Below are 24,040 nucleotides of genomic sequence, written 5' to 3' on the forward strand. Positions count from 1 at the left end.
GCCAGTCGTGGGCCCTGCTCACCCCTACCCGAGGACCGACCTTGATGAGCGCGGCAGGTACCGACTCGCCCTCGGACAGCACGACCGGGGCGCAGGCCAGCAGGTCTGCGCCGTTGTGCTCCGCCGTGATGCCGAGTGCCCGGCAGAAGTTCCCCGGACCCCGCGCGAGCCGTGACGTCTCGACCCGCTCCCCTCGTCGGCTGCGTGCCAGGTCCTCGCCCTCGATGACCCTGCCTGCCCGGACGAGGACGGCGGAGGCGGCGCCGTCCGTGCCCGTGACGACGTTGGCGCACCAGTGCAGACCGTGGGACCGGTAGACGTACAGGTGTCCCGCGCGTCCGAACATCACGGCGTTGCGGGGGGTCCGGCCTCGGTAGGCATGGGAGGCCGGGTCGGCCGTTCCGGAGTACGCCTCGGTCTCCGTGATGGCGATGCTCACCGTGCCCTCGGAGGTCTTGCAGCTGAGGACGCTCCCGAGCAGCCTGGGGGCGACCTCTTCAGCGGGATGGGCGAGGAGGGCGACGTTCATGCCGACCGCCTTGGCATGCCGTGGACGTACGCGTGTCCGGGCGGCCCGAACACGACTGCGTCCATGACTGCGTCCATGGCTCCGTCGCGGGCGGTGCGGCCGCGGCAGGCGCGGCCGTCCTCGGTGCTGCGCACCAGGATCCGGCCGGGCGCGTCGGGCGCGATCCCGGGGACGGGCCGGCCGAAGAAGGCCCGGGGCGGCGGCGTACGGTCGGGGCTGCCGATCATGCCGTACGAGGGTACTCGTCCCGTCCGGGGAACCGGCTACCGTTCGTCGCGCGTATGTAGAGGTCAGTGAAGAGGAAGGATGCAACATGGGCTTCAAGAAGCTGCTCGCGAGCCTCGGTGCCGGCGGTGCCTCGGTCGAGACGGTGCTGACCGAGGACAACGTCGTGCCGGGCGGGGTCGTCCAGGGCGAGGTGCGTATCCAGGGCGGTTCGGTGAACCAGCAGATCGAGGGGCTGTCCGTCGGTCTGCAGGCGCGGGTCGAGGTCGAGGGCGGCGACCAGGAGGTCAAGCAGGACATCGAGTTCGTCAAGCAGCGTCTCGGAGGTGCCTTCGAGGTGCAGGCCGGCGCCGTGCACGTGGTGCCGTTCGGGCTGGAGATCCCCTGGGAGACGCCGATCACGTCGATCGCCGGCCAGCGGCTGCGCGGCATGGACATCGGGGTGACGACCGAACTGGAGATCGCCCGCGCCGTGGACTCGGGTGACCTGGACCCGATCCATGTGCACCCGCTGCCTGCGCAGCAGGCGATCCTGGACGCGTTCATCCAGCTGGGCTTCCGCTTCAAGAGCGCCGACATGGAGCGCGGCCACATCCGGGGGACGCGCCAGCGGCTGCCCTTCTACCAGGAGATCGAGTTCTTCGCGCCGCAGCAGTACCGGGGGCTGAACCAGGTCGAGGTCACCTTCATCGCCGACGACCGCGAGATGGACGTGGTGCTGGAGATGGACAAGAAGCCGGGACTGTTCAGCGAGGGCAGCGACTCGTACCGGGCGTTCACGGTGAACCTGCACGACTTCCAGGGGACGGACTACGCCGCGTACCTCAACCAGTGGCTCGCTGAGGTCGGCGGCCGTCGTAACTGGCTGTAGGGCTCTAGGCTCGGAGCCGTAAGCGCGCGATCACGAGCGCAGGACTCCCGAGTACGGAGGTTCACACGTGTCCGAGGCGAAGAGGGCTCCGCTGCCTCATGACTTCCATCCGCAGGTGCCGTCGTTCACCGTGACGAGTGCCGACGTCGAGGACGGCGGTGTCCTGCGGGGCGCCCAGGTCCACTCGGCGGGCAACACGTCACCGCAGCTGCGGTGGGAGGGTTTCCCCGCGGAGACGAAGAGCTTCGCCGTGACGTGCTTCGACCCCGACGCCCCGACGGGCAGCGGGTTCTGGCACTGGGTGCTGTTCGACATCCCGGCGTCGGTGACCGAACTGCCGGCGGGCGCGGGGAGCGGGAAGTTCGAAGGACTCCCCGAGGGCGCCGTGCACGTCCGCAACGACTACGGGACGAAGGACTTCGGCGGCGCGGCGCCACCGCCCGGTGACGGTCCGCACCGCTATGTGTTCACCGTGTACGCGGTGGACTCGGAGAAGCTGGGCCCCGGGGACGATGTGTCGCCCGCGGTCGTGGGCTTCAACCTGCGGTTCCACACGCTGGCCCGAGCCCAGCTGATCGGCGAGTACGAGAACCGCGGCTAGCTTCACCGGCGTTCGCCTGTTGTTTGCCCGCTCCTGGTCTTGGAGAGATCAGGAGCGGGCATCTTTCGTGGTACGCGGATATTGCGTTGTCCATCGCGGCGTGCCCGGCCAGAGTTGATCCCGGCCCAGAGCCCGGCACCAGGGCCGGCCTGCACACGGGAGGTGGGGCACCATGAGGGACACACTGGTACTGAATGCGAGCTTCGAGCCGCTGTCGACGGTGACGCTCAACCGCGCGGTGGTGCTGGTACTGCAGGACAAGGCCGTCGTCGAGCAGTCCCACCCCGCGCTCCGGGTGCGCGCGGCCGCGGTGGAGCTACCGGTGCCGCGGGTGATCAGGCTCTGCAGATACGTACGGGTGCCGTTCCGAAGACAGGCGCCGTGGTCGAGACGGGGCGTGCTGGTACGGGACCAGCACCGGTGCGCCTACTGCGGGAAGCGGGCGACGACCGTGGACCATGTGGTGCCGCGGTCGCGGGGCGGTGCGGACAACTGGCTGAACACGGTCGCGTCCTGCGCCGAGGACAATCACCGGAAGGCGGACCGCACCCCGGAGCAGGCCGGGATGCCCCTGCTGCACCAGCCGTTCGTGCCGACGCCGGCGGACGCGATGCTGCTCGCGCTCCGGGCGGGTGAGCGGTCGCCGCTGCCGGAGTGGCTGGGGCAGCTCGGCGGCCACCCGGCGGAGCGGCCCCCGCTGACGTCGGCGGCCTGACGGCGCGGGTTCCGGCACGGGTTCGGGCACGGGTTCCAGCGCGGCTTCCGGCGCGGAGACCGCCCGTCGCGGGTGCGCCCCGGATGAGCGCGGCAGCCCGCCCCCTCGTGGGGGCGGGCTTTCCTGTGCCGCACTTCATCCGTGTGCCCCGCCTTTCGCGGGCCGCCTGCCATACGGCGTCAGCGGAGGACGAGCTGGACGACGGCCGCCGTTCCCACCACCACGATGAAGGTCCTGAGCACCACGGGTGACAGCCTCCGGCCGATCCCGGCGCCGATCTGGCCGCCGATGGCGGAGCCGACCGCGATGAGCAGGACGGCGGTCCAGTCGAAGTGGGCGACGAAGAGGAAGAAGAGCGCGGCCACGGTGTTGACGATGGCGGCGAGCACGTTCTTCGTGGCGTTGATCCGCTGCAGGCTGTCGTCGATCAGGATGCCCATGAGGGAGAGGTAGATGATCCCCTGGGCGGCGGTGAAGTAGCCGCCGTAGACGCTGGCGACCAGCAGGGCGGTGAAGAGGAGGGGGCCGCCGTCGAGGTGCGGTGCACCGGTTCCGCGGCGCTCGCGACGGCGCTGGACGGCGGCGGAGATCCGGGGCTGGAGGACGACGAGGACCAGGGCGAGCGTGACGAGGACCGGGACGATGGTCTCGAAGGCCGTGGGCGGCAGCAGGGTCAGCAGCATCGCCCCGGCGAGGCCGCCGACGAGGGCGGCGAGTCCGAGTCGGAGGATGCGGCGGCGCTGGCCGGCGAGTTCGGCGCGGTAGCCGATGGCTCCGCTGATCGATCCCGGTATCAGGCCGAGGGCGTTCGAGACGGTGGCGGTGACGGGCGGCAGCCCGGTGGCCAGCAGGACCGGGAAGGTGATGAGGGTTCCCGAGCCGACGATCGTGTTGATCGTGCCCGCCGCCGTGCCCGCCACGAAGATCGCGACCGCTTCCCAGATGGACAAGGCCGTCTCCTCACATGCTCGGTGCGTCGCCTCCCCGCCATCGAGGTCGAGGGGCCGCACCGATCATGCACGACGGGCTGGGCGGTCAGTCGATCGGGGGCTGCTCGCGTCGCTCCGTGCCGCTCTGGCGGGGGACGCCGCTGCCGCCGGACCCTCCCGCGCCGTTCCCGCCGCCGTTGCCGGACAGGGGTCCGCCGAAGCTGCCGATGGCGCCGGAGAGGCCCTTGAGCGCGTCGCCGATCTCGCTGGGCACGATCCAGAGCTTGTTGGCGTCGCCCTCCGCGATCTTCGGGAGCATCTGGAGGTACTGGTACGAGAGCAGCTTCTGGTCCGGGTCGCCGGCGTGGATGGACTCGAAGACGGTGCGGATCGCCTGGGCCTCGCCCTCGGCGCGCAGGGCCGCGGCCTTGGCCTCGCCCTCGGCGCGGAGGATGGCGGACTGCTTCTCGCCCTCGGCGGTGAGGATCTGCGACTGGCGGATGCCCTCGGCGGTGAGGATGGCGGCGCGCTTGTCGCGGTCCGCGCGCATCTGCTTCTCCATCGAGTCCTGGATGGAGGTGGGGGGCTCGATGGCCTTGAGTTCGACGCGGTTGACGCGGATGCCCCACTTGCCGGTGGCCTCGTCGAGTACGCCGCGGAGGGCGGCGTTGATCTCCTCGCGGGAGGTGAGGGTGCGCTCGAGGTCCATGCCGCCGATGATGTTGCGGAGGGTGGTGACGGTGAGCTGCTCGATCGCCTGGATGTAGCTGGCCACCTCGTAGGTCGCCGCACGGGCGTCGGTCACCTGGTAGTAGATGACGGTGTCGATGTTGACGACGAGGTTGTCCTGGGTGATCACCGGCTGGGGCGGGAACGGGACGACCTGTTCGCGCAGGTCGATCCGGTTGCGGATGGAGTCGATGAACGGCACGACGATGTTCAGCCCGGCGTTGAGGGTGCGCGTGTAGCGGCCGAACCGTTCGACGATGGCGGCACTGGCCTGCGGGATGACCTGGATCGTCTTGATCAGGGCGATGAAGACCAGCACCACCAGAATGACCAGAACGATGATGATCGATGGCATCGTGCTTCCCGTGCCCTTCGCTGCCGGATGAGTCTCTGATGATCGAGTTTCCCAGACCGCGGGCGGTCATGGGTGAGGTTACGTCACATGATCATGACGAACCGTCACCCGGGTGTCACATCACCACGGCCGTCGCACCGTCGATCTCGACCACGTCCACCTGCTCCCCCGGCTCGAAGGCCCGGGAGGCGTCGAGGGCCCTGGCCGACCAGACCTCGCCGGCGAGCTTGATCCGGCCGCCGTCTCCGTCGACCCGTTCCAGCACGACGGCCTGACGGCCTCTCAGTGCGTCGACTCCGCTGGCGAGTTGGGGGCGCTGTGCGCTGTGGCGTGCGGCGATGGGCCGTACGACGGCGATGAGCGCGACCGAGACGGCGGCGAACACCACCACCTGCGCCACCACGCCGAAGCCGAGGCCCGCGGTGACGGCTCCCGCGACCGCGCCGACGGAGAGCATCCCGAGTTCGGGCATGGCGGTGATCACGAGGGGGATACCGAGCCCGACCGCCGCGACGAGCCACCACACCCATGCGTCGATGTCCACGGAGCCATGGTAGGCGGGCGAACGCCGCGCCGACAGGGCGCTGTCAGGGCGCTGTCGGCCGCTGCCGGGGCGCCGTCAGGAGAGCGGCAGGCCCTGGGCGGTCCAGCGCTCGCCGTTGCGCTCGACGACGAGCGGGAGCCCGAAGCAGAGGGAGAGGTTGCGGGAGGTGAGCTCGGTCTCCATCGGGCCGGCGGTGAGCACCTTCCCCTGACGGATCATCAGGACGTGGGTGAAGCCCGGCGCGATCTCCTCGACGTGGTGGGTCACCATGATCATGGAGGGGGCGTACGGATCGCGGGCGAGCCGGCCGAGGCGGCGGACCAGGTCCTCGCGGCCGCCGAGGTCGAGGCCGGCGGCGGGCTCGTCGAGCAGCAGCAGTTCGGGGTCGGTCATCATCGCGCGGGCGATGAGGGTGCGCTTGCGCTCGCCCTCCGAGAGGGTGCCGAACGTGCGGTCCAGGTACTCGGACATGCCGAGGCGGTCGAGGAAGGCGCGGGCGCGCCGCTCGTCGACGGCGTCGTAGTCCTCGTGCCAGGTGGCGGTCATGCCGTACGCGGCGGTGAGGACGGTCTGCAGGACGGTCTGGCGCTTGGGCAGCTTGTCGGCCATGGCGATGCCGGCCATGCCGATGCGGGGGCGGAGTTCGAAGACGTCGACGCTGCCGAGCCGGTCGCCGAGGACGGTGGCGGTGCCGGTGGTCGGGAACAGGTAGCTGGAGGCGAGGTTGAGGAGCGTGGTCTTGCCGGCGCCGTTCGGGCCGAGGATCACCCAGCGCTCGCCCTCCTTGACCGACCAGGAGACGTCGTCCACCAGAGCACGTCCTCCGCGGACCACGGATACGTCCACCAGCTCCAGTACATCGCTCATGAGCGCGTTGTCTCCCCATTCGGTCGTCGGGTCTCGGGCTCTGCCCGCCTGTGGGCGCGGCTCCCCGGGTAAACCTACGCCACCGGTCCGGTGCTCCCGCCCCGGGTCCGGTACCTAGGCTGGGTCCATGCTCTCGGAACCACGTTCAGGACGCCTGGCCGCCTGGGGGAACGCCCTCTCGGCCGGATTCGTATCGCCGGATGACGCAGTGACCGCGATCGTCGGGGAGGACGCGGTGCACCGCGTGGAAGGGCTCCCCGGCGAGAGCGGGCCGGTGGGGCTCACGCTGGCGCTGGGGCGGCTGCGCACGGCCGGGGTCCGGGGATTCCGGGTGGCTCTGCCCGCGCCCGGGCATCCGCTGGGGCTCAGCGGGCCGCCGGAGTTCAACGCGCGGGCGCTGGAGGTGCGGGAGGCGGTCGTCTGCCACGGGGCGGCGTACGGCCTGGTGCCCGAGGTGCGCGAGGCGGGCCCGGACGGAGATGTGCACGTCGAGGTGGTCTGGCACTGCCTGCCGGTGCGGGAGGCCCCGCCCGCCGACGTCCCCTCCCTCGGCGAGGCGGAGCGGGAGCTCGCGGAGGGGCTGCGGGAGGCGACGGAGGTGCTGTCGCGGCTGGACGTGGCGGCCTCCGGGCCGGTGGCCGAGGCGGCGCTGGGCGCGTACCGGGCGCGGGCGGAGCCGAAGGCGGCCCGCGAGGTGCTCGCACCCGGGTACCCGTCCCGTGCGGCACGGGTGCTGGAACTGGCCCAGCGGATCGGTCTCCTGCTGTCCCTGGCGTACGAGAACGGGCACGGCGGGGCGATGAGCGCGTCGGAGATGGCGGCCCGGGGGGCGGCTCTGCGTCCGGTGGAGCGCGTGGCGCGGCGCGCGCAGGTGGCGGCGTACAACGCCTACGTGGAGGACCTGGAGCGCCGGGCGGGTCGCTGACGACGGGCGAGGGGGCTGAGAGGGGTGCGGCGGGGGCGAAGGGGGCGGCGGGGTGCCTTGCGGGGTCGCACCGCCACCCGGCCGCGCTGCCTCCATGGCCGCACCGCCACCCGTGCGGTGAGGCGTGCGCGGCGGGGCCGGGTGTTCCGACGGGCCCCGGGCATGGTCCGGGGCCCGTCGGGCACTGCGGGGCTGCTCGGCTGCTCGGCTGCTCGGCTGCTCGGCTGCGTAGTGAGTAGCCGAGCAGCCGAGTAGCTGCGGGAGAGCCGTGCGGCTCGCTCAGCCGTTGACGCCCGTGTTGCCGAAGGCCGGGTTCAGGACGCCGATGACGTTGGCCGTGTTGCCGACGGCGTTGACCGGGACGTGGACCGGCGCCTGGATCAGGTTGCCGGAGCCGACGCCCGGGGAGTGCGTGGCGTGGCCGTCCGCGTGCGCGCTGGTGGCGGACGCGACACCGGCGCCTGCGGCCACGATGCCGCCGGCGACCATGGAGACGGCGAGGGCCTTCTTCAGGTTCTTCACTTCGGGATCCTCCTAGGCGTCACCGCGGCGGGACCGCCGCAGCTCGCCCTGGAGAACGCCCGGGACGCGCCTGGGATACGCCGTGTGGGCGACATACACACGACGGTATGAACCTCACACCGGAGGGAAACGGTCCGCTTCCCGCCCGGATGACCCGCCTCCCGCTCGGATGACCCGCCGAACATCTCGCCGGATCGCCTGCCGAAACGTTCCGATCAGCCCGGAACCCAGCCCGCGTCGCAGGCCCGTGTTCAACCGGAGAGGCCGTGCCGGACCGCCCAGAGCGCCGCCTGGGTGCGGTCCGAGAGATCGAGCTTCATCAGGATGTTCGACACATGGGTCTTCACCGTCTTCTCCGACAGGACCAGGGCCCGGGCGATCTCCCGGTTGGAGCGGCCGTCGGCGATGAGCCCGAGCACCTCCCGCTCCCGCTCGGTGAGCGATGTGCCCCTCCCCTGCCCGCCACCCGGCTCGTCCTGGGCGAGCAGCACTCCCGCCACCTCCGGCTGGAGGAGCACATGCCCCGCGTGCACGGAGCGGATCGCCGCGGCGAGCGCGTCGGGGTCGACGTCCTTGTACACATAGCCCGAGGCCCCGGCGCGCAGCGCGGGGACGACCGTGCGCCGCTCGGTGAAGCTCGTGACGACCAGCACCTTCGCGGTGTTGTCGAGCGCCCGCAGCTTGCGCAGCGCCTCGATTCCGTCGGTGCCGGGCATCCGTACGTCCATCAGCACCACGTCGGGCAGCAGTTCCCCGGCGCGGGCCACCCCCTCGTCCCCGTCCCCCGCCTCGCCGACGACCTCTATGTCGTCCTGCACCTCGAGGAAGGTGCGCAGACCCCTGCGCACCACCTGGTGGTCGTCCACGAGCAGCACGCGGATCGCCCGCCCGTCTCCGGGCACCGTCCCGCCGGCGGGACGGGCCGTGCCTCCGCTGTCCCTCTCAGCCACCGGGGACCTCCATCTCGACCGTGGTGCCCTTGCCGGGCGCCGATTCCACCGTGAGCCTTCCGCCGACGCCGCTCGCCCGGTCGCGCATGGAGACCAGGCCGAGGTGGCGGCCGGCCGTCCGGACCGCCTCGGGCTCGAAGCCCACGCCGTCGTCGGTGACGCTGAGCACCGCGCCCTGGCCGCGGCGGGCGAGGCTGACCGCGACCCGTGGTGCGTCCGAGTGCCGCAGCGCGTTGTGCAGAGCCTCCTGGGCGACCCGGAGCAAGGCCTCCTCCTGGGCGGCCGGCAGGGCGCGGACGCCGCGGCTGTCGAAGGTGACCTGTGCGGTGTGGGCGCGGTCGAGGACCTGGATCTGGGTGCGGAGGGTGTCGACCAGGCCGTCCTCGTCGAGGGCCGCGGGGCGCAGCTCGACGACCGCGGCACGCAGTTCGTCGGCGGCCTCGGCGGCGAGCGCGGCCACCTGCTGCAGCTCGCCCTTGGCCCGGCCCGGGTCGCGGTCCACCAGGCGGGCCGCGGCCTGTGCGGTCAGCCGGAGGGAGAACAGCTTCTGGCTGACGGCGTCGTGGAGCTCGTGCGCGAGGCGCGAGCGCTCCTCGGCGATGGTGAGTTCGCGGCTGCGCTCGTACAGCCGGGCGTTGGTGAGGGCGATGGCCGCGTGCTGGGCGAGGATCGACAGCAGTTCCTCGTCCGCCTCCGTGAACCCGCAGCCGCCCTCGGGTTTGGGGCACCGCTTGTTGGCGAGGAACAGCGCGCCGATCGTCTCGTCGCCGTCCTTGACGGGCAGGCCCAGGAAGTCGGCCATGTCGGGGTGGGCGGCGGGCCAGCCCTCGAAGCGGGGGTCCTTCCGCACGTCCGCCAGCCGCTCGGTCCTGGCGTCCCGCAGCATCGCGGCGAGGATGCCGTGCTGACGGGGCAGCGGGCCGATCGCCCGCCACTGCTCGTCGCTGACGCCGTCGACGACGAACTGGGCGAAGCCTCCGTGGTCGTCCGGGACGCCGAGCGCCGCGTACTCCGCGCCGAGCAGTTCCCGGGCCGACGCCACGATCGTCTTGAGGACGTCGCGGACCTCGAGATGCCTGCTCATCGCGAGCAGTGCGGTGCTGACGGCGGCCAGGCCGGAGCTCGGTCGATGGCTCATGGGATCACCGTACCGGGGTGCCGTGACGGTGCGTATCGGCCTGTGGACGGCGGCGGGCCCGGTCCCTGGGCCTAGGTCGAAGTGCCCTGCGCGGTAGGGGCGCCGGGACGAGGCGGCGAGCCCGGCCGCGGAGCCAGCCTGAACAGCACACGGCCCGGACCGCACACCGGAACGGCACACGGCCTGGACGGCGCAGGGCCCGAACGGCACCAGGCCCGAGCGGCACACGGAAGCGCGGTACGGCGCCAGGCCCGAACGGCACACGTCCGGACCGCACACGGCCCGGACCGCACACGGAAGCGCGGCGCGGCACGGAGCGGCGTCGCGGTGGGAGGAGGAGTACGTCATGCCTGTCGCGATGATCACGGGGGCCTCGAAGGGGCTCGGGTACGCACTGGGGGCCGCGCTCGCCCGGCGCGGCTGGGATCTGGTGCTGGACGCGCGGACGGCGCCGGTTCTGGAGGCGTCGGCGGCGGAGCTGCGCCGGTTCGGGACGCGGGTACGGGCGGTGCCCGGCGACGTCACGGACCCGCGGCACCGCGCCGAGCTGGTGTCCGCGGCCCGCGGGCTGGACGGTTCCCTCGACCTGCTGGTGAGCAATGCCGGCGCGCTGGGTGCCGAACCGCTGGTGCGGCTGGCGGAGCTGAGACTGGACGGTCTGCGGGCGGCGCTGGAGACCAATGTGGTGGCGGCGCTGGGGCTGGTGCAGGAGGCGCTGCCGCTGTTGCGGGCCGGGGTACCGGGCGCGGTGGTCGCGGTCTCGTCGGACGCGGCGATCGGGGCGTACGAGACCTGGGGAGGCTACGGGGCGTCGAAGGCCGCGCTCGACCGGCTGGCGGCCGTGCTGGCGGTGGAGGAGCCGGAGCTGCGGGTGTGGGCGGTGGACCCCGGAGACATGCGCACGGATCTGTACGCGGCGGCGGTGCCGGACGACCACGGCCCGAGGCCGGCGCCGGACGAGGTGGTGCCGGGATTCCTGCGGCTGCTGGACGAGCGGCCGGCGAGCGGCCGGTACGCCGCGGCGGCACTGGCGGTGCGGGCGGTCGGGCGATGAGCGTGCTGGAGGCCCTGCGGGTGCCGGACGGGCTGTCGGCACGGGTCCCGGCGGAGGAGCGCGGGGCGGGGCGGGACGATGTGCGGCTGATGGTGTCGCGCGGTACGGCCGTGGCGCACCACGCGTTCCGCGAGCTGCCCGGGCTGCTGCGGGCCGGGGACGTGCTGGTGGTGAACACCTCCACGACCCTGCCCGCGGCCGTGAACGCGCGGCTGGGTGGGGAGCGCCTGGTCGTCCACTTCTCCACGCGGGGTGACGCGGGGCCCTCCGGGGCGGCGCCGACGGGCGGGGTGTGGGCGGTGGAGCTGCGGTCGCCGGACGGGGCGGGCAGCACACTGCCGCGGGCGGGAGGCCCGGCGGGCGCGCGGGTGCGACTGCCCGGGGGCGGGGTGCTCGTGCCGCGGGAGCCGTTGGTGGAGGGCTCGCCCCGGCTGTGGTGGGCCGCGGTGTCGGTGGACGTGCCCGCGTTGCTGGCGCGGTACGGCCGGCCGATCCGGTACCGCTACACCGAGCGGGACCAGCCGCTCTCCGCGTACCGGACGGTGTTCGCGCTGCCCGCGCCGGACGGGTCGGGCTCGGCCGAGATGCCGAGCGCGGCACGTCCCTTCACGGAGTCCCTGGTGACCGAGCTGGTGCGGCGCGGGGTGCAGTTCGCCCCGGTCACGCTGCACACGGGGGTGGCTTCGGCGGAGGCGCACGAGCCGCCGTACCCGGAGCGCTTCGAGGTGCCGGCGGCCACGGCGTGGCTGGTGAACGCGGCCCGTGCGAGCAGGCGGACCGGTGGGGGCCGGCGGACCGGCGAGGGCGGACGGGCCGGCGAGGGCGGACGGATCGTGGCGGTGGGGACGACCGCGGTGCGTGCGCTGGAGTCCGCGGCGGGGCCGGACGGTACGGTGCGTCCGTCGGCGGGCTGGACGGATCTCGTCGTCACGCCCGCACGGGGGGTGCGCGTGGTGGAGGGCCTGCTGACCGGCCTGCACGAGCCGGCGGCCTCCCATCTGCTGATGCTGGAGGCGATCACCGGACGTGAGGCGCTCACCAGGAGCTACACGGAGGCCCTGCGACATCGCTACCTCTGGCACGAGTTCGGCGACGTTCATCTTGTCCTCCCGGCCGAGGACGCTCACTGAGCGCATTGCGGAAGCAACGGAAGGTGAGTGCGGCGGTAGTGCGATGTGAGCCCGCACATAGGACCCACATCACTTACGAAGCACGCTAGTGGATACATAAAGGACATGTGAGCAGGCCAGAGTGTGCAGAGTGCGCGACTTGTCCGATTTTGGGGCTTCCAGCTCCACTACCCGGGATCGTATGTCACACCTTTGCCACAGGATTTTGCTGCCGCTAAGAATTGCGTCCGTCGCCGCCGAGCAGGCGCTGCGCCGCCCCGGCCGAAGCGACTTCCGCTATTCGAAGAGGTACGTCTCGCATGTCCGCGTCCCGCACCCCCGGCTTCCGCCGCATGTCCAAGACCCACAAGTTCTCGATCGCCGGTATCGCCGCCGCAGGCGCCTCCGCCCTCGCGTTCTCGCTCGTCCCGGGCAGCGCCGTCGCCGGTACCGAGACGCAGGTCGCGCCGGCCTCCGAGGTCGCCTGGTCCGCGACCGTCGACACCGCCAAGGCCACCGCGCTGCAGACCAGCATCGCCGAGCAGAACGCCTTCACCGCGGCGCAGGCGAAGGCCGCCGCGCAGGCGAAGGCCCAGGCCGCCGCGAACGTCAAGGCCGCCGCCAAGGCCAAGGCGGTCGCCGCCGCCAAGGCCGCCAAGGCCAAGGCAGCCGCCAAGGAGCGTGCCCTGGAGCAGGCCGCCAGCCGCGCCGCCGCCCGCAAGCCGGTCTACGCCAACAACCTGGACGGCTGGATCCGCGAGGCCCTGGACATCATGAAGAAGCACGACATCCCGGGCACCTACCACGGCATCTACAAGAACGTGATGCGTGAGTCGAGCGGCAACCCGCGCGCGATCAACAACTGGGACATCAACGCCGTCAACGGCGTCCCGTCGAAGGGCCTGCTGCAGGTCATCAAGCCGACCTTCGACGCGTACCACGTCCCCGGCACCGCCAAGGACCAGTACGACCCGGTCGCCAACATCGTCGCCGCCTGCAACTACGCGGCCGACCGCTACGGCTCGATCGACAACGTCAACAGCGCCTACTGACGGCCGCGAGACGCACCACACACATGCGCCGGAGGGCGGCACCCGCAGCGGGTGCCGCCCTCCGGCGCCGTCCGTACCGCCCTGTCCGTACTTGTCCGTGCTTGTCCAGGCTTGTCCGTCCCATCAGCCCGGTGCCGGCAGGGGCGGCCGCCCCTACCGCGCGCCCGGGCGGCGGGACATGCCCGGGCGGCGGGAGCCCTGCTACTTGCGCATGACCTCCGGCTCGTGGCGCCGCAGGAAGCGGGCCACCAGGAAGCCGCACAGCGCGCCGAGCGCCAGCAGGGCGGCCATGTCCAGACCCCAGGCTCCGGCCTCGTGGTCCCAGAGCGGGTCGGTGTTGCCCGGGTCGTCCTGGTCGGGCCTGATCTTGTTGAGGTCCAGGGTGGCGCCGGCCGCGGCGACCGCCCAGCGGGACGGCATCAGGTACGAGAACTCGTTCACGCCGATGGTGCCGTTGAGGGTGAACAGGCAGCCGGTGAAGACGATCTGGACGATCGCGAACATCACCAGCAGCGGCATGGCCTTCTCGGCGGTCTTCACCAGCGCCGAGATGACCAGGCCGAACATCATCGAGGCGAAGCCGAGCGCCATGATCGGCAGGGAGAGCTCCAGCAGCGTGGCCGAGCCGAGGACCAGTCCTTCCTCGGGGATCTCCCGGGCGGCGAAGCCGATGGCCCCGACCAGGGCGCCCTGGAACACGGTGATCATGCCGAGGACGATCACCTTGGACATCAGGTAGGCGGAGCGCGACAGGCCGGTCGCCCGCTCCCGCTCGTAGATCACCCGTTCCTTGATCAGCTCGCGGACCGAGTTGGCGGCGCCGGAGAAGCAGGCGCCGGCCGCGAGGATCAGCAGCACGGTCGTGGCGGTGCCGTTCGGGACGATCCTGCCGGTCTGCGGGTTCACGCCGTTGGGCAGCAGGCCCTTGTCCGGGTCGATGAGCAGGCTGACCGCGCCGATGACGGCGGGCAGGAGCACCGTCAGCGCGAGGAAGCCCCGGTCGGAGGAGATCACCGAGACATAGCGCCGCATCAGCGTGCCGAGCTGGGAGAACCAGCCCTGCGGCTTCGGCGGTCTCATCGCCTGGGGCGGGGGCATGGGCACCGACTGCGCGGCGACGGCGTCGACGTCCGCGGCGTACAGCTGGAAGTGCTGCGAGCCCTTCCAGCGGCCCGCCCAGTCGTAGTCGCGGTAGTTCTCGAAGGCGGAGAACACGTCGGCCCAGGTCTCGTAGCCGAAGAAGTTCAGGGCCTCCTCCGGCGGGCCGAAGTACGCCACCGAGCCGCCGGGCGCCATCACCAGCAGCTTGTCGCACAGCGCCAGTTCGGCCACCGAGTGGGTGACCACGAGGACCGTGCGGCCGTCGTCGGCGAGGCCGCGCAGCAGCTGCATGACATCGCGGTCCATGCCCGGGTCGAGGCCCGAGGTCGGCTCGTCCAGGAAGATCAGCGACGGCTTGGTCAGCAGCTCCAGGGCGACGGAGACACGCTTGCGCTGGCCCCCGGAGAGGGAGGTGACCTTCTTGCCCTTGTGGATGTCGAGCTTCAGCTCGCGCAGCACCTCGTCGATGCGGGCCTCGCGCTCGGCCGCCGTGGTGTCCGCGGGGAAGCGCAGCTTGGCCGCGTAGGTGAGGGCCTTCTTGACGGTCAGCTCCTTGTGCAGGATGTCGTCCTGCGGGACCAGACCGATGCGCTGCCGCAGCTCGGCGAACTGCTTGTAGAGGTTCCGGTTGTCGTAGAGCACATCGCCCCGGTCCGCGGGGCGGTAGCCGGTGAGCGCCTTGAGCAGGGTCGACTTCCCGGACCCCGAGGGGCCGATGACCGCGATGAGCGACTTCTCCGGGACGCCGAAGGAGACGTCCTTGAGGATCTGCTTGCCGCCGTCGACGGTGACGGTGAGGTGGCGGGCGGAGAAGGACACCTCACCGGTGTCGACGAACTCCTCGAGGCGGTCGCCGACGAGCCGGAACGCCGAGTGGCCGACGCCGACGGTGTCGTTCGGGCCGATCAGCGCGGTGCCGGACTTGGCGAGCGGCTGGCCGTTGACATACGTGCCGTTGTGCGAGCCGAGGTCGCGGATCTCGAACCGGCCGTCGGGCGTCGCGTGGAACTCGGCGTGGTGGCGGGAGACCTGGAGGTCGGATACCACCAGGTCGTTCTCCAGCGCACGGCCGATACGCATCACCCGGCCCAGGGACAGCTGGTGGAACGTGGTCGGGCTGCGGTCGCCGTGCACCGGCGGAGCCCCCGTGGGACCGCCGGGCGTCTCCCCGACCTGGTGGTCGCGCGGGCCCTGCTGGTGCGGCACCTGGGCGGCGGGCGGCTGCTGCCACTGCTCCCGGGGCGCCTGCTGCCGCGCCCAGCCCTGGTGGGCGGGCGCCTGCCCGGACGACGGGGCGGTGCCCGCCTGCTGCGGAGCGGTGCCAGCCTGGTGCGGAGCGGTGCCGGCCTGCTGCGGGGCGGTGCCGGCCTGCTGCGGGGCGGTGCCCTGCGCGGTGTACGCGCCGGCCTCGTCTCCGGACAGGCTCAGCCGCGGGCCGTCGGTGGCGTTGCCGAGGTGCACGGCGGAGCCGGGGCCGAGCTCCAGCCGGTGCACGCGCCGGCCCTGCGCATACGTGCCGTTGGTGCTGCCGTGGTCCTCGAGGACCCAACTCCGGCCGCTCCAGCTGATCGTGGCGTGCCGCCACGACACCCTGGCGTCGTCGATCACCACGTCACCCTGGGGATCCCGCCCCAGGGTGTACGACCTGGACGGATCGAGGGTCCAAGTCCTTCCGTTCAATTCCAGTACGAGTTCCGGCACTCCATGCCCCACCTAGTTGTCCCCCGAGCTGCCCCCCGTCGACGGGCATCCGGGGATGGCGAACGTCGTGAGGAACTATTCCAGGGACGGTCGCGTATCCGAAAGCCGGGCCTGGTGAAGGCCGCCTCCGTCCTCCGGGCCGCGGGGCGTCGGCGTGGACGGTCCGGCGCGCACGACGGCCTGGTCTCCTCGCGGACCGAACAGGTGCAGGATCTCCACGCTGGTCTCGTCCGCGGGGCCGAACCAGTGGGGCTCGGTGGTGTCGAACTCGGCCACTTCGCCGGGCCGCAGTGTGAAGTCCTCGGCCCCGAGGATGAGGCGCAGCCGGCCGGCGAGGACGTAGAGCCATTCGTATCCCTCGTGGACGACCAGTTCCGGCGGGCGGGGGGCCAGTACCTGCTTGAAGACCTGCACTCGGCCCGGGTACTGCGTCAGGGGCACGAGGACGCTCCCGCGCTCCCGGTGCAGGGGCCGCAGGTGCACCCGGGGGTCACCGCTGGGCGGTGCCGCCACCAGCTGGTCGAGTGCGACGCGGTGCGCCCGTGCCAGCGGGATGAGCAGGTCCAGAGTCGGGCGCCGCTTGCCCGACTCCACCCGGGACAGCGTGCTGACCGAGATGCCGGTCGTCGCGGCGAGTGCCTCGAGCGTGAGCCCCCGTTCCCGGCGCAGCCCGCGCAACCGGGGCCCGATGCCGTCGAGAATCCGCGCCAGCTCCGTTCCGTCCCCCTGCCGGCCTTCCCCGTGCAGGCCTTCCCCGTGCCCGTCCCCGCCGTCCCTGGATCCCGTGGTCATGGATGCACTTTTGCAGTCCTCGCAAAGTCGGTGGGCGGCGGCCGTCACCCGGGCCGATTCTTACCGGGCCCTGTCCCCGGACGTCAGAGGAAGACCGTGACCACGACGACACACCCCGTCCATCCCGTGCCGAGTGCGCGCAGACGCTGGACGGTACTGGCCGTCTGCTGCCTCAGCATGTTCCTGGTGGGCCTGGACACCACCATCGTCAATGTGGGGCTGCCGGCCATCGGGCGCGGCCTGGACGTCGGCACCCGCGGTCTCGAATGGATCGTGGACGCCTACACCCTCGTCCTGGCCGGTCTGCTGATCTCCTCCGGCGCACTGGCGGACCGCTTCGGCCGCCGCCGGGTGTTCCAGTGCGGGCTGGCCGTGTTCGGCGCGGCCTCACTGCTGTGCGCGCTCGCCCCGTCGGCGGGAGTGCTCGTCGCGGCCCGCGCCCTGCAGGGCGTCGGAGCCTCGATGCTCAGCCCCGTGGCGCTCGCGATCGTGGTGAACGCGATGCCGGACCCCAGGGAGCGGGCGCAGGCGATCGGCATCTGGGCGTCGGTGTTCGGGCTGAGCCTGGCGGCCGGCCCCGTCACGGGCGGCGCGCTGCTCGCAGCGCTCGACTGGCGGGCGCTGTTCTGGATCAACGCGCCCGTCATCGCGGCCGCTCTGCTGCTCAGCGCGGTGTTCGTGCCGGAGTCCCGGGCACCGCGGGCCCGGCGGCTCGACCTGCCGGGCCAGGTCCTGCTGACCGTGGTCCTCGCCGTCACGGTCGGCGTCCTGATCGAAGGGCCGCGCATCGGCTGGACGTCGCCCGCGGCACTGGCGGGGTACGCATGCGCTGCCGTGGCGACAGCCGGATTCGTGTGGGTCGAGTCGCGCCGGCGCGAGCCGCTGATGGATATGCGGCTCTTCGGGAGCCCGGCGTTCAGCGGTGCCGTCGTGGGCGCGGTGTCGGTCTTCGTCGCCCTCAGCACGACGCTGCTGCTCAGCACCCTCTACCTGCAGCAGACCCGGCAGTGGACGCCGCTGGCCGCCGGGGTGGCGACCTTGCCCCTGGCCGTCGGCGCGACCGTCTGCGCCCCCTGGTCCGGCCGGATGGTCGGCCGCACGGGCCCGAGGCTGCCGCTGCTCCTCGCCGGTGGATTCCTCACGGCCGGAGGGCTCTGCCTGGTCGGGCTCACCCCGCACACCGACGTGCTCGTGCTGCTGGCCGCGTACGCGCTCATCGGCATCGGGTTCGGATTCGCCAACGCCCCGATCACCAACGCCGCGGTCAACGGACTGCCACCCGCCCGTGCCGGGGTGGCCGGGGCGATCACCTCCACCGCGCGGCAGCTCGGCTCCGCCCTCGGTATCGCTCTCGCCGGCGGCCTGGTCACGGCCGCCGGCCCGGCGGCGCTGGCACACGCGTCCCGCCCCGGCTGGATCCTCGTCGCCACCTGTGGCGTGCTGCTCCTCCTCGTCGCCCGTGTGTCGCGGCCGAAGGACGCCGCCACGGGCCGCGCCTTCCACCGGCCCAGGTGAGCCGCGTGACGCGCCTCAACGCCCGCTCGGGCAGCCGCCGGGCGTTCGTCGCACCAGCGTGCTCACGCCCGCCGTCCCCCGTGCCCTCATACCCGCAGTCCCCCGTACGGCGGCCGTCGGCCGCTCGGCGGCCCCGGGGCCACCCGCAGGTCGCCCCGCCCGGAAGGGCCGATCGGCTGTCCGGTACGCGGGACGGGGCGGCGGATGGCACGGAGTGCCCGATACGGTGGGAGTACCATGAGCGCATCGCAGCCCCCGCAGACGCCCGAGGTCCCCACCCTGCTGGTGAAGATCTTCGGGAAGGACCGGCCCGGCATCACCGCCGGGCTCTTCGACACCCTCGCCGCCTTCTCCGTCGACGTGGTCGACATCGAGCAGGTCGTCACCCGGGGGCGCATCACCCTGTGCGCACTCGTCACCGAGCCGACCGCCGGAACCGAGGGCGAGCTGCGGGCCACCGTGCACGGCTGGGCCGAGTCGCTGAAGCTGCAGGCCGAGATCATCTCGGGCCGCGGTGACAACCGGCCCCGCGGCAGCGGCCGCTCGCACGTGACCGTGCTCGGGCATCCGCTGACCGCGGAGTCCACGGCCGCCATAGCGGCCAGGATCACCGGCACGGGCGGCAACATCGACCGTATCCACCGGCTCGCCAAGTACCCGGTGACCGCGGTGGAGTTCGCGGTGTCGGGCTGCGAGACCGAGCCGCTGCGGACCGCGCTGGCGACCGAGGCGGCGGAGATCGGGGTGGATGTCGCGGTCGTCTCGGCCGGGCTGCACCGCCGGGCGCAGCGCCTGGTGGTGATGGACGTCGACTCCACGCTGATCACCGACGAGGTCATCGAGCTGTTCGCCGCTCACGCGGGCTGCGAGGCCCAGGTCGCCGAGGTCACGGCCGCCGCGATGCGCGGGGAGCTGGATTTCGAGCAGTCGCTGCACGCGCGGGTCGCACTGCTGGCGGGCCTGGACGCGTCGGTGGTGGACAAGGTGCGGACGGAGGTGCGGCTCACCCCGGGCGCGCGCACCCTGATCCGTACGCTGAAGCGCCTGGGCTTCCAAGTCGGCGTGGTCTCGGGCGGGTTCACCCAGGTCACCGACGACCTCAAGGAGCGGCTGGGCCTGGACTTCGCCTCGGCGAACACCCTGGAGATCGTGGACGGCAGGCTTACCGGACGCGTCACCGGCGAGATCGTGGACCGGGCGGGGAAGGCCCGGCTGCTGCGGCGTTTCGCGGCGGAGGCGGGGGTGCCGCTCGCGCAGACCGTGGCGATCGGCGACGGCGCCAACGACCTGGACATGCTGAACGCGGCCGGTCTGGGGGTGGCCTTCAACGCCAAGCCCGTGGTGCGCAAGGCCGCCGACACGGCCGTCAACGTGCCCTTCCTGGACGCGGTGCTGTATCTGCTCGGGATCACCCGAGAAGAGGTCGAGACGGCGGACGCCCACGAGGACTGATCGGGCGGCGACGGCATCCGCCGCGGTCCGGGCCCGTCCCATCCGCCGCGGTCCGGGCCGTCGCATCCTCCGTGGCCTGGGCCCGTCGCATGGCGCGGAACGCCCGTGCCCATCGCATGGCGCGGCATGCCCGTGCCGTCGCGTGGGGCGGCACGGGCGGTGGCCCGCCGGGCGGGCAGGCCCGGTGCGCGCCGGGCCCGCTGCCGGGCCTGCTGCCGGGCACACCGGGCGCACCGACCCGCTCCCGGCGGCGAACGCCGGTCAGTCGTGCGGGGCCCAGTAGTCGACGAGCGTGCCCACGCCGTGCTCGACGGACTTCCAGGAACCGGAGAAGCCGACCACGGCGAACGCCGCGGTCGGGAAGCCACCACGGCTCATCCGCCGCAGGGCGTCGCCCTCCGCCCTGCCCGAGAGGGCGTCGGCGAGGGCGTGCATCCCGGGGTTGTGACCGATGACGAGCAGATCCCCGACCTCGTCCGGGGTCTCGTTGAGCAGCGCGAGAAGATCTCCGAGGGAGGCCTCGTAGAGCCGCTCCTCGTACACGGTCCTGGGCCGCTCGGGCAGTTCCTGGACCGCGAGCTTCCAGGTCTCGCGGGTCCTCGTGGCGGTCGAGCACAGGGCGAGGTCGAAGGGGATGCCGGTGTCGGCGAGCTTGCGGCCGGCCGCGGGGGCGTCCATGCGGCCCCGGTCGGCGAGCGGCCGCTCGTGGTCGGACACCTGAGGCCAGTCGGCCTTCGCGTGGCGGAGTAGGACGATCCTTCGCGGTGTATCGGCGCTCATGCTCCCCAGCTTCGCATGAAATCAGCCAGCGGGCGCAGGGTGTTGGGGGTGACGGCACGAAGGGGGAGCACGCCCCCGCGGCCCGGCGGGGCGGGCGCGACGCCCGGTTCAGAAGCCGGTCAGGGCCGGCTGGATCCAGCCGAGGAAGGCCACCGGCGACGGGGATGCGGCCGCCTGCCCCGTGCCGGTCACGAGCAGGAACAGTACGGAGAACGCGATCACCGGCAGGACGATGGCCCACCAGCGCAGCCCGGTGCCGCCCGCCCCCGGCCCGGCGGCGGCGCCGCGTGGCACGGTCGCGACGGCACCCGGCCCCGCAGCGGACCCCCCGGGCAGGGATGCGCCGGTCCTCAACCCGGTGGCGGCGGTACGCGACAGGGGTGCGACGGCGCTCGGGCCGCCACCGCCGCTCCTCGCCCCGGTGTGACCGCCGGCGGCATCCGGAGCGTGGTGCCGGGGGTGCGTACGGGCCGACATGGCCGCCTCCGTGAGGTCCGAAGCTGGGCTCCCGCTGAGCTGCCTCCAACCTACGGATCATGGGCCCGGTCACCCATCCGGTGAGCCACCCACTTCCCCCTGACACCCACCCCTAGGGGGACGGCGGGGGACCTCTGCCGCGGCGGTCAGGGCGAGGCGATCGAGGCGATGATTCCGATGATCACCGTGATGCCGATCATCGCGCCGAAGACGAGCAGGAGCTTCTTCTGGCCGTTCGGGGGGTTCGGGTCGAGCACAGGCATGGGGTCAGTGTCGCATCCCGGCCTCGTCCTCGATCGCGCGGTCCCGGCCCGCGAGGACACCGGCCGCCATCTGCGGCAGCATCAGCCCGGCCATCAGCGCGAGCGGCAGGTCCCAGCCGCCGCTGTGCTGGTAGAGGACGCCGACGAGCAGCGGTCCGGGGATGGAGATCAGATAGCCGGTGCTCTGCGCGAAGGCGGACAGCCGGACGACTCCGGCGCCGGTGCGGGAGCGCATGCCGATCATGGTGAGCGCGAGCGGGAAGGCGCAGTTGGAGACGCCGAGCAGCAGGGTCCAGGCCCAGGCCCCGGCGGCGGGGGCGAGGAACAGGCCCGCGTAGCCGGTCAGTCCGCACAGACCGAGCGCGAGGACGATCGGGCCCTGGGTCCGCAGCCGGGCGGCGAGCCGGGGGATGACGAAGGCGAGCGGAACACCCATGACCATGGTCACCGCGAGCAGCAGACCGGCGGTGCCGGCCGGGACACCGGCGTCGCGGAAGATCTGCGGCATCCAGCCCATGGTGATGTAGGCGCCGGTGGCCTGGAGGCCGAAGAAGCAGGCGAGGGCCCAGGCGGTGCGGCTGCGGGCGATGCGCGGCGCGGAGGTCCGCGCGGACCGGGCCGCGGACCCGGCGGGGGCCGGCGCGCTCCCGGCAGGGGCCGATGTGCTCCCCGCGGGGGCGTCGCGGGGGCCCGTCGCCGTGGGCGCGGGGCGAGCCGTACCCCGGTCGCGGGCCAGCGGGATCCACGGCAGCACGGCGATGGCGGCGAGCGCGGCCCAGACGGCCAGACCGGCGCGCCAACTGCCGCCCAGTGCCTGGGTCATGGGCACGGTCGCGGCCGCGGCGACGGCGGTGCCGAGGGACAGCGCCATGGAGTAGAGCCCGGTGACGCTGCCGAGGCGGTCGGGGAACCAGCGCTTGACGATCACCGGCATCAGTACGTTGCTGACCGCGATGCCCATGAGCGCGAGCGCGCTGGCGGCGAGGAACCCCGCGGTGCCCCCGGCGAACGGGCGGATCGCCAGTCCCGCGGCGACGGCCGCCAGGCCCGCGCAGACGACCGCGGCGGGCCCGAAGCGGCGGGCCAGCCGGGGTGCGGCGAGCCCGAAGACGGCGAAGCAGAGCGCGGGCACCGAGGTGAGCACCCCGGCCACGCCACCGCTCATGCGGAGCCCGCTCTGGACCTCCTCCAGGAGGGCTCCGAGGCTGGTGATGGCGGGCCGGAGGTTGAGTGCGGCGAGCACGAGGGCGACGAGGACCAGACGGAGGACCGGGACCGGCACCTTTCCGGTGCGCGAGGCGGAAGAATCGGCTGCTGTACGGACCGCCGTGGCGGCGGGGCTGAGGGTCTGGGTCTCGTCCGGCATGGAGCCATCATAGAATCATGGGATGATTGGTTGTCCAATCCCGGACGATCCCGCGAAGAGCCGGCCTCCGGAGCCACCGGTGCCGAGGGGCGGCGGGGCGGCCGGGCCGTGGACCCACCCCGGACAAGGAGCACCATGGCGCTGACCTCTCCCCGGCGTTCCGCCCTCTCGGACCAGGTGATCGCGGAACTGCGGAACCAGATCACCTCGGGCGAGTGGCCGGTGGGCTCGCGGATCCCGACCGAACCGGAACTGGTCGAGCAGCTGGGCGTCGCCCGCAACACCGTCCGGGAGGCGGTCCGGGCACTGGCGCACAACGGGCTGCTGGACATCCGCCAGGGCTCCGGCACCTATGTGGTCGCGACCAGCGAGCTGGCCGGGGTCATGCACCGCAGGTTCGCCGACGCCGATCCACGCCATATCGCCGAGCTGCGCTCCACCCTGGAGTCCTCGGCGGCACGGCTGGCCGCCGAGCGGCGCACCGCGAAGGACCTGAAGCAGCTGGACGCACTGCTCGCCCGCCGGGAGGAGGCCTGGGAGTCGGGCGACGCCGAGCGGTTCGTCACGGCCGACGCCACCTTCCACCTGGCCGTGGTCGCGGCCTCCCACAACGACGTGCTGACCGCGCTCTACGCCGACCTCGGGGATCTGCTGCGCGACTGGCTGCGGGACGACGTGGGCCGGGAACTGCGCCCCGAGAACCACATGGACCACGGGCGGCTGCTGGAGGCGATCCGCGCCCGCGACGGGGGGACGGCGGCCGCCGAAGCGGCGACCTATCCGTTCCTGTGCCTGCGCGGGGAGGCGTGAGCGGCAGACGCCGACGGGACGGGGCGGGGTCGGACACGGCGTACGTCCGGCGGGGCACGTATGCGTCCCGCAGGGTATGACGTACGTCCCTCCAGAGCACGACGAACGCCTCACCGGGCCGGTGGGCGGACGCGTCAGCGCCGCAGATGGCTCACCCGCACGCTGCGGATCTCCTTCCAGCAGCGTTCGGTGAGCGTGGCGCGGCCGGTGGGGCCGAGGTCGACGGGCGCGCTGTCCGCGTCCACGTCCCACCAGCGTTCGCACTCGACGTGCAGTTGCACCCGGTCGGTGTCCAGGTACGGGTTGTGGCAGTGGGCCGTGGCCGTGGAGCCCTCGACATAGACGCTGCAGGCGGCCCCGAAGGGCCGGGCCGCGGGCTTCTGCGGCTCGGAGACGGCCGCCGTGGAGGCGGGCCACACCAGCACCCCCACGGCCCCGAGCACCCCGAGCGCCACGAGCGCGGAAGCGGATCGCCGCGACATACGCACAACCAGGACCTCCTCGGCCGTACTGCGGCATGCGCCGCTGCTGCACCACAAGGGAGGGATTGCCTCTCCAGGGTCACCCGGCCGGGTGCCGGCCCGCCCGCTGCGTTGACCCGAACGGGCGACGCCCCGGCCGCCCGCACACAGCGGGTGACCGGGGCGTCGAAAGCGACCAGGTGACGG

Annotated in this window: 26 protein-coding genes (1 of these 26 cut by a window edge); 10 read left to right on the top strand and 16 right to left on the bottom strand. The window is 72.7% G+C overall.

Translation table 11 applies throughout. The annotated features are described in order from the left end of the window. Both DDW44_RS07375 and DDW44_RS07380 read right to left on the bottom strand, forming a co-directional pair. Window positions 1-529: the 5' portion of a DNA-3-methyladenine glycosylase gene (locus tag DDW44_RS07375; protein ID WP_018890162.1), read on the bottom strand. 83 nt of this gene lie to the left of the window's left edge; the window shows 529 of its 612 coding nt (coding positions 1-529); it begins with the start codon at window positions 527-529; its stop codon lies off the left edge, out of view. Beyond that, a complete protein-coding gene (locus tag DDW44_RS07380; RefSeq protein WP_108905924.1) occupies window positions 526-756 on the bottom strand; it encodes a DNA-3-methyladenine glycosylase in 231 nt (76 codons plus the stop codon). The genes DDW44_RS07375 and DDW44_RS07380 overlap by 4 nt, the downstream gene beginning before the upstream one ends. Before the next feature lie 86 nt (window positions 757-842). Here DDW44_RS07380 and DDW44_RS07385 point away from each other — a divergent pair, with 86 nt between their 5' ends. The 3 genes from DDW44_RS07385 to DDW44_RS07395 all read left to right on the top strand — a co-directional run bounded on the left by DDW44_RS07385 (window position 843) and on the right by DDW44_RS07395 (window position 2,941). Next, window positions 843-1,625, top strand: coding sequence for a sporulation protein (locus DDW44_RS07385; protein ID WP_017948922.1), 783 nt, complete (start codon window positions 843-845; stop codon window positions 1,623-1,625). Between the two features lie 67 nt (window positions 1,626-1,692). Further along, window positions 1,693-2,226 carry a YbhB/YbcL family Raf kinase inhibitor-like protein gene (locus tag DDW44_RS07390; protein WP_108905925.1) on the top strand — a complete coding sequence of 178 codons (534 nt, stop codon included), beginning with the start codon at window positions 1,693-1,695 and terminating at the stop codon, window positions 2,224-2,226. A 172-nt stretch (window positions 2,227-2,398) separates the two neighbouring features. Beyond that, a complete protein-coding gene (locus DDW44_RS07395; protein ID WP_108905926.1) occupies window positions 2,399-2,941 on the top strand; it encodes an HNH endonuclease in 543 nt (180 codons plus the stop codon). Between the two features lie 179 nt (window positions 2,942-3,120). Here the strand turns inward: DDW44_RS07395 and DDW44_RS07400 are convergent, their stop codons facing one another. The 4 genes from DDW44_RS07400 to DDW44_RS07415 all read right to left on the bottom strand — a co-directional run bounded on the left by DDW44_RS07400 (window position 3,121) and on the right by DDW44_RS07415 (window position 6,365). Then, on the bottom strand, window positions 3,121-3,891 hold the full coding sequence (locus DDW44_RS07400) for a sulfite exporter TauE/SafE family protein (RefSeq protein ID WP_017948919.1): 771 nt from the start codon (window positions 3,889-3,891) through the stop codon (window positions 3,121-3,123). A gap of 85 nt (window positions 3,892-3,976) precedes the next feature. Then, window positions 3,977-4,954, bottom strand: a complete 978-nt coding sequence (locus DDW44_RS07405) for an SPFH domain-containing protein (protein ID WP_017948918.1) — start codon at window positions 4,952-4,954, stop codon at window positions 3,977-3,979. A 115-nt stretch (window positions 4,955-5,069) separates the two neighbouring features. Next, window positions 5,070-5,498 (bottom strand): NfeD family protein, encoded by a 429-nt coding sequence (locus DDW44_RS07410; protein ID WP_017948917.1) that lies wholly within the window; start codon window positions 5,496-5,498, stop codon window positions 5,070-5,072. Window positions 5,499-5,573: 75 nt separating this feature from the next. After that, on the bottom strand, window positions 5,574-6,365 hold the full coding sequence (locus tag DDW44_RS07415) for an ABC transporter ATP-binding protein (RefSeq protein ID WP_108905927.1): 792 nt from the start codon (window positions 6,363-6,365) through the stop codon (window positions 5,574-5,576). Window positions 6,366-6,492: 127 nt separating this feature from the next. Between DDW44_RS07415 and DDW44_RS07420 the strand changes: the two genes are divergently transcribed. Next, window positions 6,493-7,290: a hypothetical protein gene (locus tag DDW44_RS07420; protein ID WP_078503520.1), complete on the top strand. Its 798-nt coding sequence runs from the start codon at window positions 6,493-6,495 to the stop codon at window positions 7,288-7,290. 279 nt (window positions 7,291-7,569) lie between these two features. Here DDW44_RS07420 and DDW44_RS07425 read toward each other — a convergent pair whose 3' ends face one another. From DDW44_RS07425 to DDW44_RS07435, 3 genes are all read right to left on the bottom strand, one after another. Then, complete coding sequence (locus tag DDW44_RS07425; protein WP_108905928.1) at window positions 7,570-7,812, bottom strand: chaplin; 243 nt, start codon at window positions 7,810-7,812, stop codon at window positions 7,570-7,572. Window positions 7,813-8,063: 251 nt separating this feature from the next. Then, a complete protein-coding gene (locus tag DDW44_RS07430) occupies window positions 8,064-8,762 on the bottom strand; it encodes a response regulator (protein ID WP_017948913.1) in 699 nt (232 codons plus the stop codon). Then, entirely contained in the window at window positions 8,755-9,900 is a 1,146-nt protein-coding gene (locus tag DDW44_RS07435) for a GAF domain-containing sensor histidine kinase (RefSeq protein ID WP_027731719.1), read from the bottom strand. Before DDW44_RS07435 ends, DDW44_RS07430 begins: the two co-directional genes overlap by 8 nt. A gap of 346 nt (window positions 9,901-10,246) precedes the next feature. Between DDW44_RS07435 and DDW44_RS07440 the strand changes: the two genes are divergently transcribed. The 3 genes from DDW44_RS07440 to DDW44_RS07450 all read left to right on the top strand — a co-directional run bounded on the left by DDW44_RS07440 (window position 10,247) and on the right by DDW44_RS07450 (window position 13,115). Beyond that, window positions 10,247-10,954 (top strand): SDR family NAD(P)-dependent oxidoreductase, encoded by a 708-nt coding sequence (locus DDW44_RS07440; protein WP_108905929.1) that lies wholly within the window; start codon window positions 10,247-10,249, stop codon window positions 10,952-10,954. Next, on the top strand, window positions 10,951-12,084 hold the full coding sequence (locus tag DDW44_RS07445; protein WP_108905930.1) for an S-adenosylmethionine:tRNA ribosyltransferase-isomerase: 1,134 nt from the start codon (window positions 10,951-10,953) through the stop codon (window positions 12,082-12,084). Before DDW44_RS07440 ends, DDW44_RS07445 begins: the two co-directional genes overlap by 4 nt. A gap of 299 nt (window positions 12,085-12,383) precedes the next feature. Then, on the top strand, window positions 12,384-13,115 hold the full coding sequence (locus DDW44_RS07450) for a transglycosylase SLT domain-containing protein (protein ID WP_017948909.1): 732 nt from the start codon (window positions 12,384-12,386) through the stop codon (window positions 13,113-13,115). A gap of 201 nt (window positions 13,116-13,316) precedes the next feature. On the opposite strand, the gene DDW44_RS07455 is transcribed toward DDW44_RS07450, so the two are convergent. Next, on the bottom strand, window positions 13,317-15,917 hold the full coding sequence (locus tag DDW44_RS07455; protein WP_108905931.1) for an FHA domain-containing protein: 2,601 nt from the start codon (window positions 15,915-15,917) through the stop codon (window positions 13,317-13,319). A gap of 75 nt (window positions 15,918-15,992) precedes the next feature. Next, complete coding sequence (locus DDW44_RS07460) at window positions 15,993-16,709, bottom strand: helix-turn-helix domain-containing protein (protein WP_108905932.1); 717 nt, start codon at window positions 16,707-16,709, stop codon at window positions 15,993-15,995. Between the two features lie 96 nt (window positions 16,710-16,805). On the opposite strand from DDW44_RS07460, the gene DDW44_RS07465 reads away from it, so the two are divergent. Both DDW44_RS07465 and serB read left to right on the top strand, forming a co-directional pair. Continuing rightward, complete coding sequence (locus tag DDW44_RS07465) at window positions 16,806-18,224, top strand: MFS transporter (RefSeq protein ID WP_108905933.1); 1,419 nt, start codon at window positions 16,806-16,808, stop codon at window positions 18,222-18,224. 237 nt (window positions 18,225-18,461) lie between these two features. After that, window positions 18,462-19,676 (top strand): phosphoserine phosphatase SerB, encoded by a 1,215-nt coding sequence (gene serB, locus DDW44_RS07470; RefSeq protein WP_017948904.1) that lies wholly within the window; start codon window positions 18,462-18,464, stop codon window positions 19,674-19,676. Between the two features lie 261 nt (window positions 19,677-19,937). On the opposite strand, the gene DDW44_RS07475 is transcribed toward serB, so the two are convergent. The 4 genes from DDW44_RS07475 to DDW44_RS07485 all read right to left on the bottom strand — a co-directional run bounded on the left by DDW44_RS07475 (window position 19,938) and on the right by DDW44_RS07485 (window position 22,562). After that, on the bottom strand, window positions 19,938-20,456 hold the full coding sequence (locus tag DDW44_RS07475; RefSeq protein WP_108905934.1) for a SixA phosphatase family protein: 519 nt from the start codon (window positions 20,454-20,456) through the stop codon (window positions 19,938-19,940). Window positions 20,457-20,564: 108 nt separating this feature from the next. Then, window positions 20,565-20,750: a hypothetical protein gene (locus DDW44_RS32640; RefSeq protein WP_244223981.1), complete on the bottom strand. Its 186-nt coding sequence runs from the start codon at window positions 20,748-20,750 to the stop codon at window positions 20,565-20,567. Window positions 20,751-21,079: 329 nt separating this feature from the next. Then, window positions 21,080-21,196, bottom strand: coding sequence for an SGM_5486 family transporter-associated protein (locus DDW44_RS33160; RefSeq protein WP_267808332.1), 117 nt, complete (start codon window positions 21,194-21,196; stop codon window positions 21,080-21,082). A gap of 4 nt (window positions 21,197-21,200) precedes the next feature. Then, a complete protein-coding gene (locus tag DDW44_RS07485) occupies window positions 21,201-22,562 on the bottom strand; it encodes a CynX/NimT family MFS transporter (protein ID WP_108905936.1) in 1,362 nt (453 codons plus the stop codon). A 135-nt stretch (window positions 22,563-22,697) separates the two neighbouring features. On the opposite strand from DDW44_RS07485, the gene DDW44_RS07490 reads away from it, so the two are divergent. Beyond that, window positions 22,698-23,372: a FadR/GntR family transcriptional regulator gene (locus tag DDW44_RS07490; protein WP_108905937.1), complete on the top strand. Its 675-nt coding sequence runs from the start codon at window positions 22,698-22,700 to the stop codon at window positions 23,370-23,372. Window positions 23,373-23,506: 134 nt separating this feature from the next. On the opposite strand, the gene DDW44_RS07495 is transcribed toward DDW44_RS07490, so the two are convergent. Continuing rightward, a complete protein-coding gene (locus DDW44_RS07495) occupies window positions 23,507-23,854 on the bottom strand; it encodes a hypothetical protein (RefSeq protein WP_108905938.1) in 348 nt (115 codons plus the stop codon). Window positions 23,855-24,040 lie beyond the last annotated feature (186 nt).

The organism is Streptomyces tirandamycinicus (genome assembly GCF_003097515.1).
In the GTDB taxonomy this organism is placed as follows: domain Bacteria; phylum Actinomycetota; class Actinomycetes; order Streptomycetales; family Streptomycetaceae; genus Streptomyces; species Streptomyces tirandamycinicus.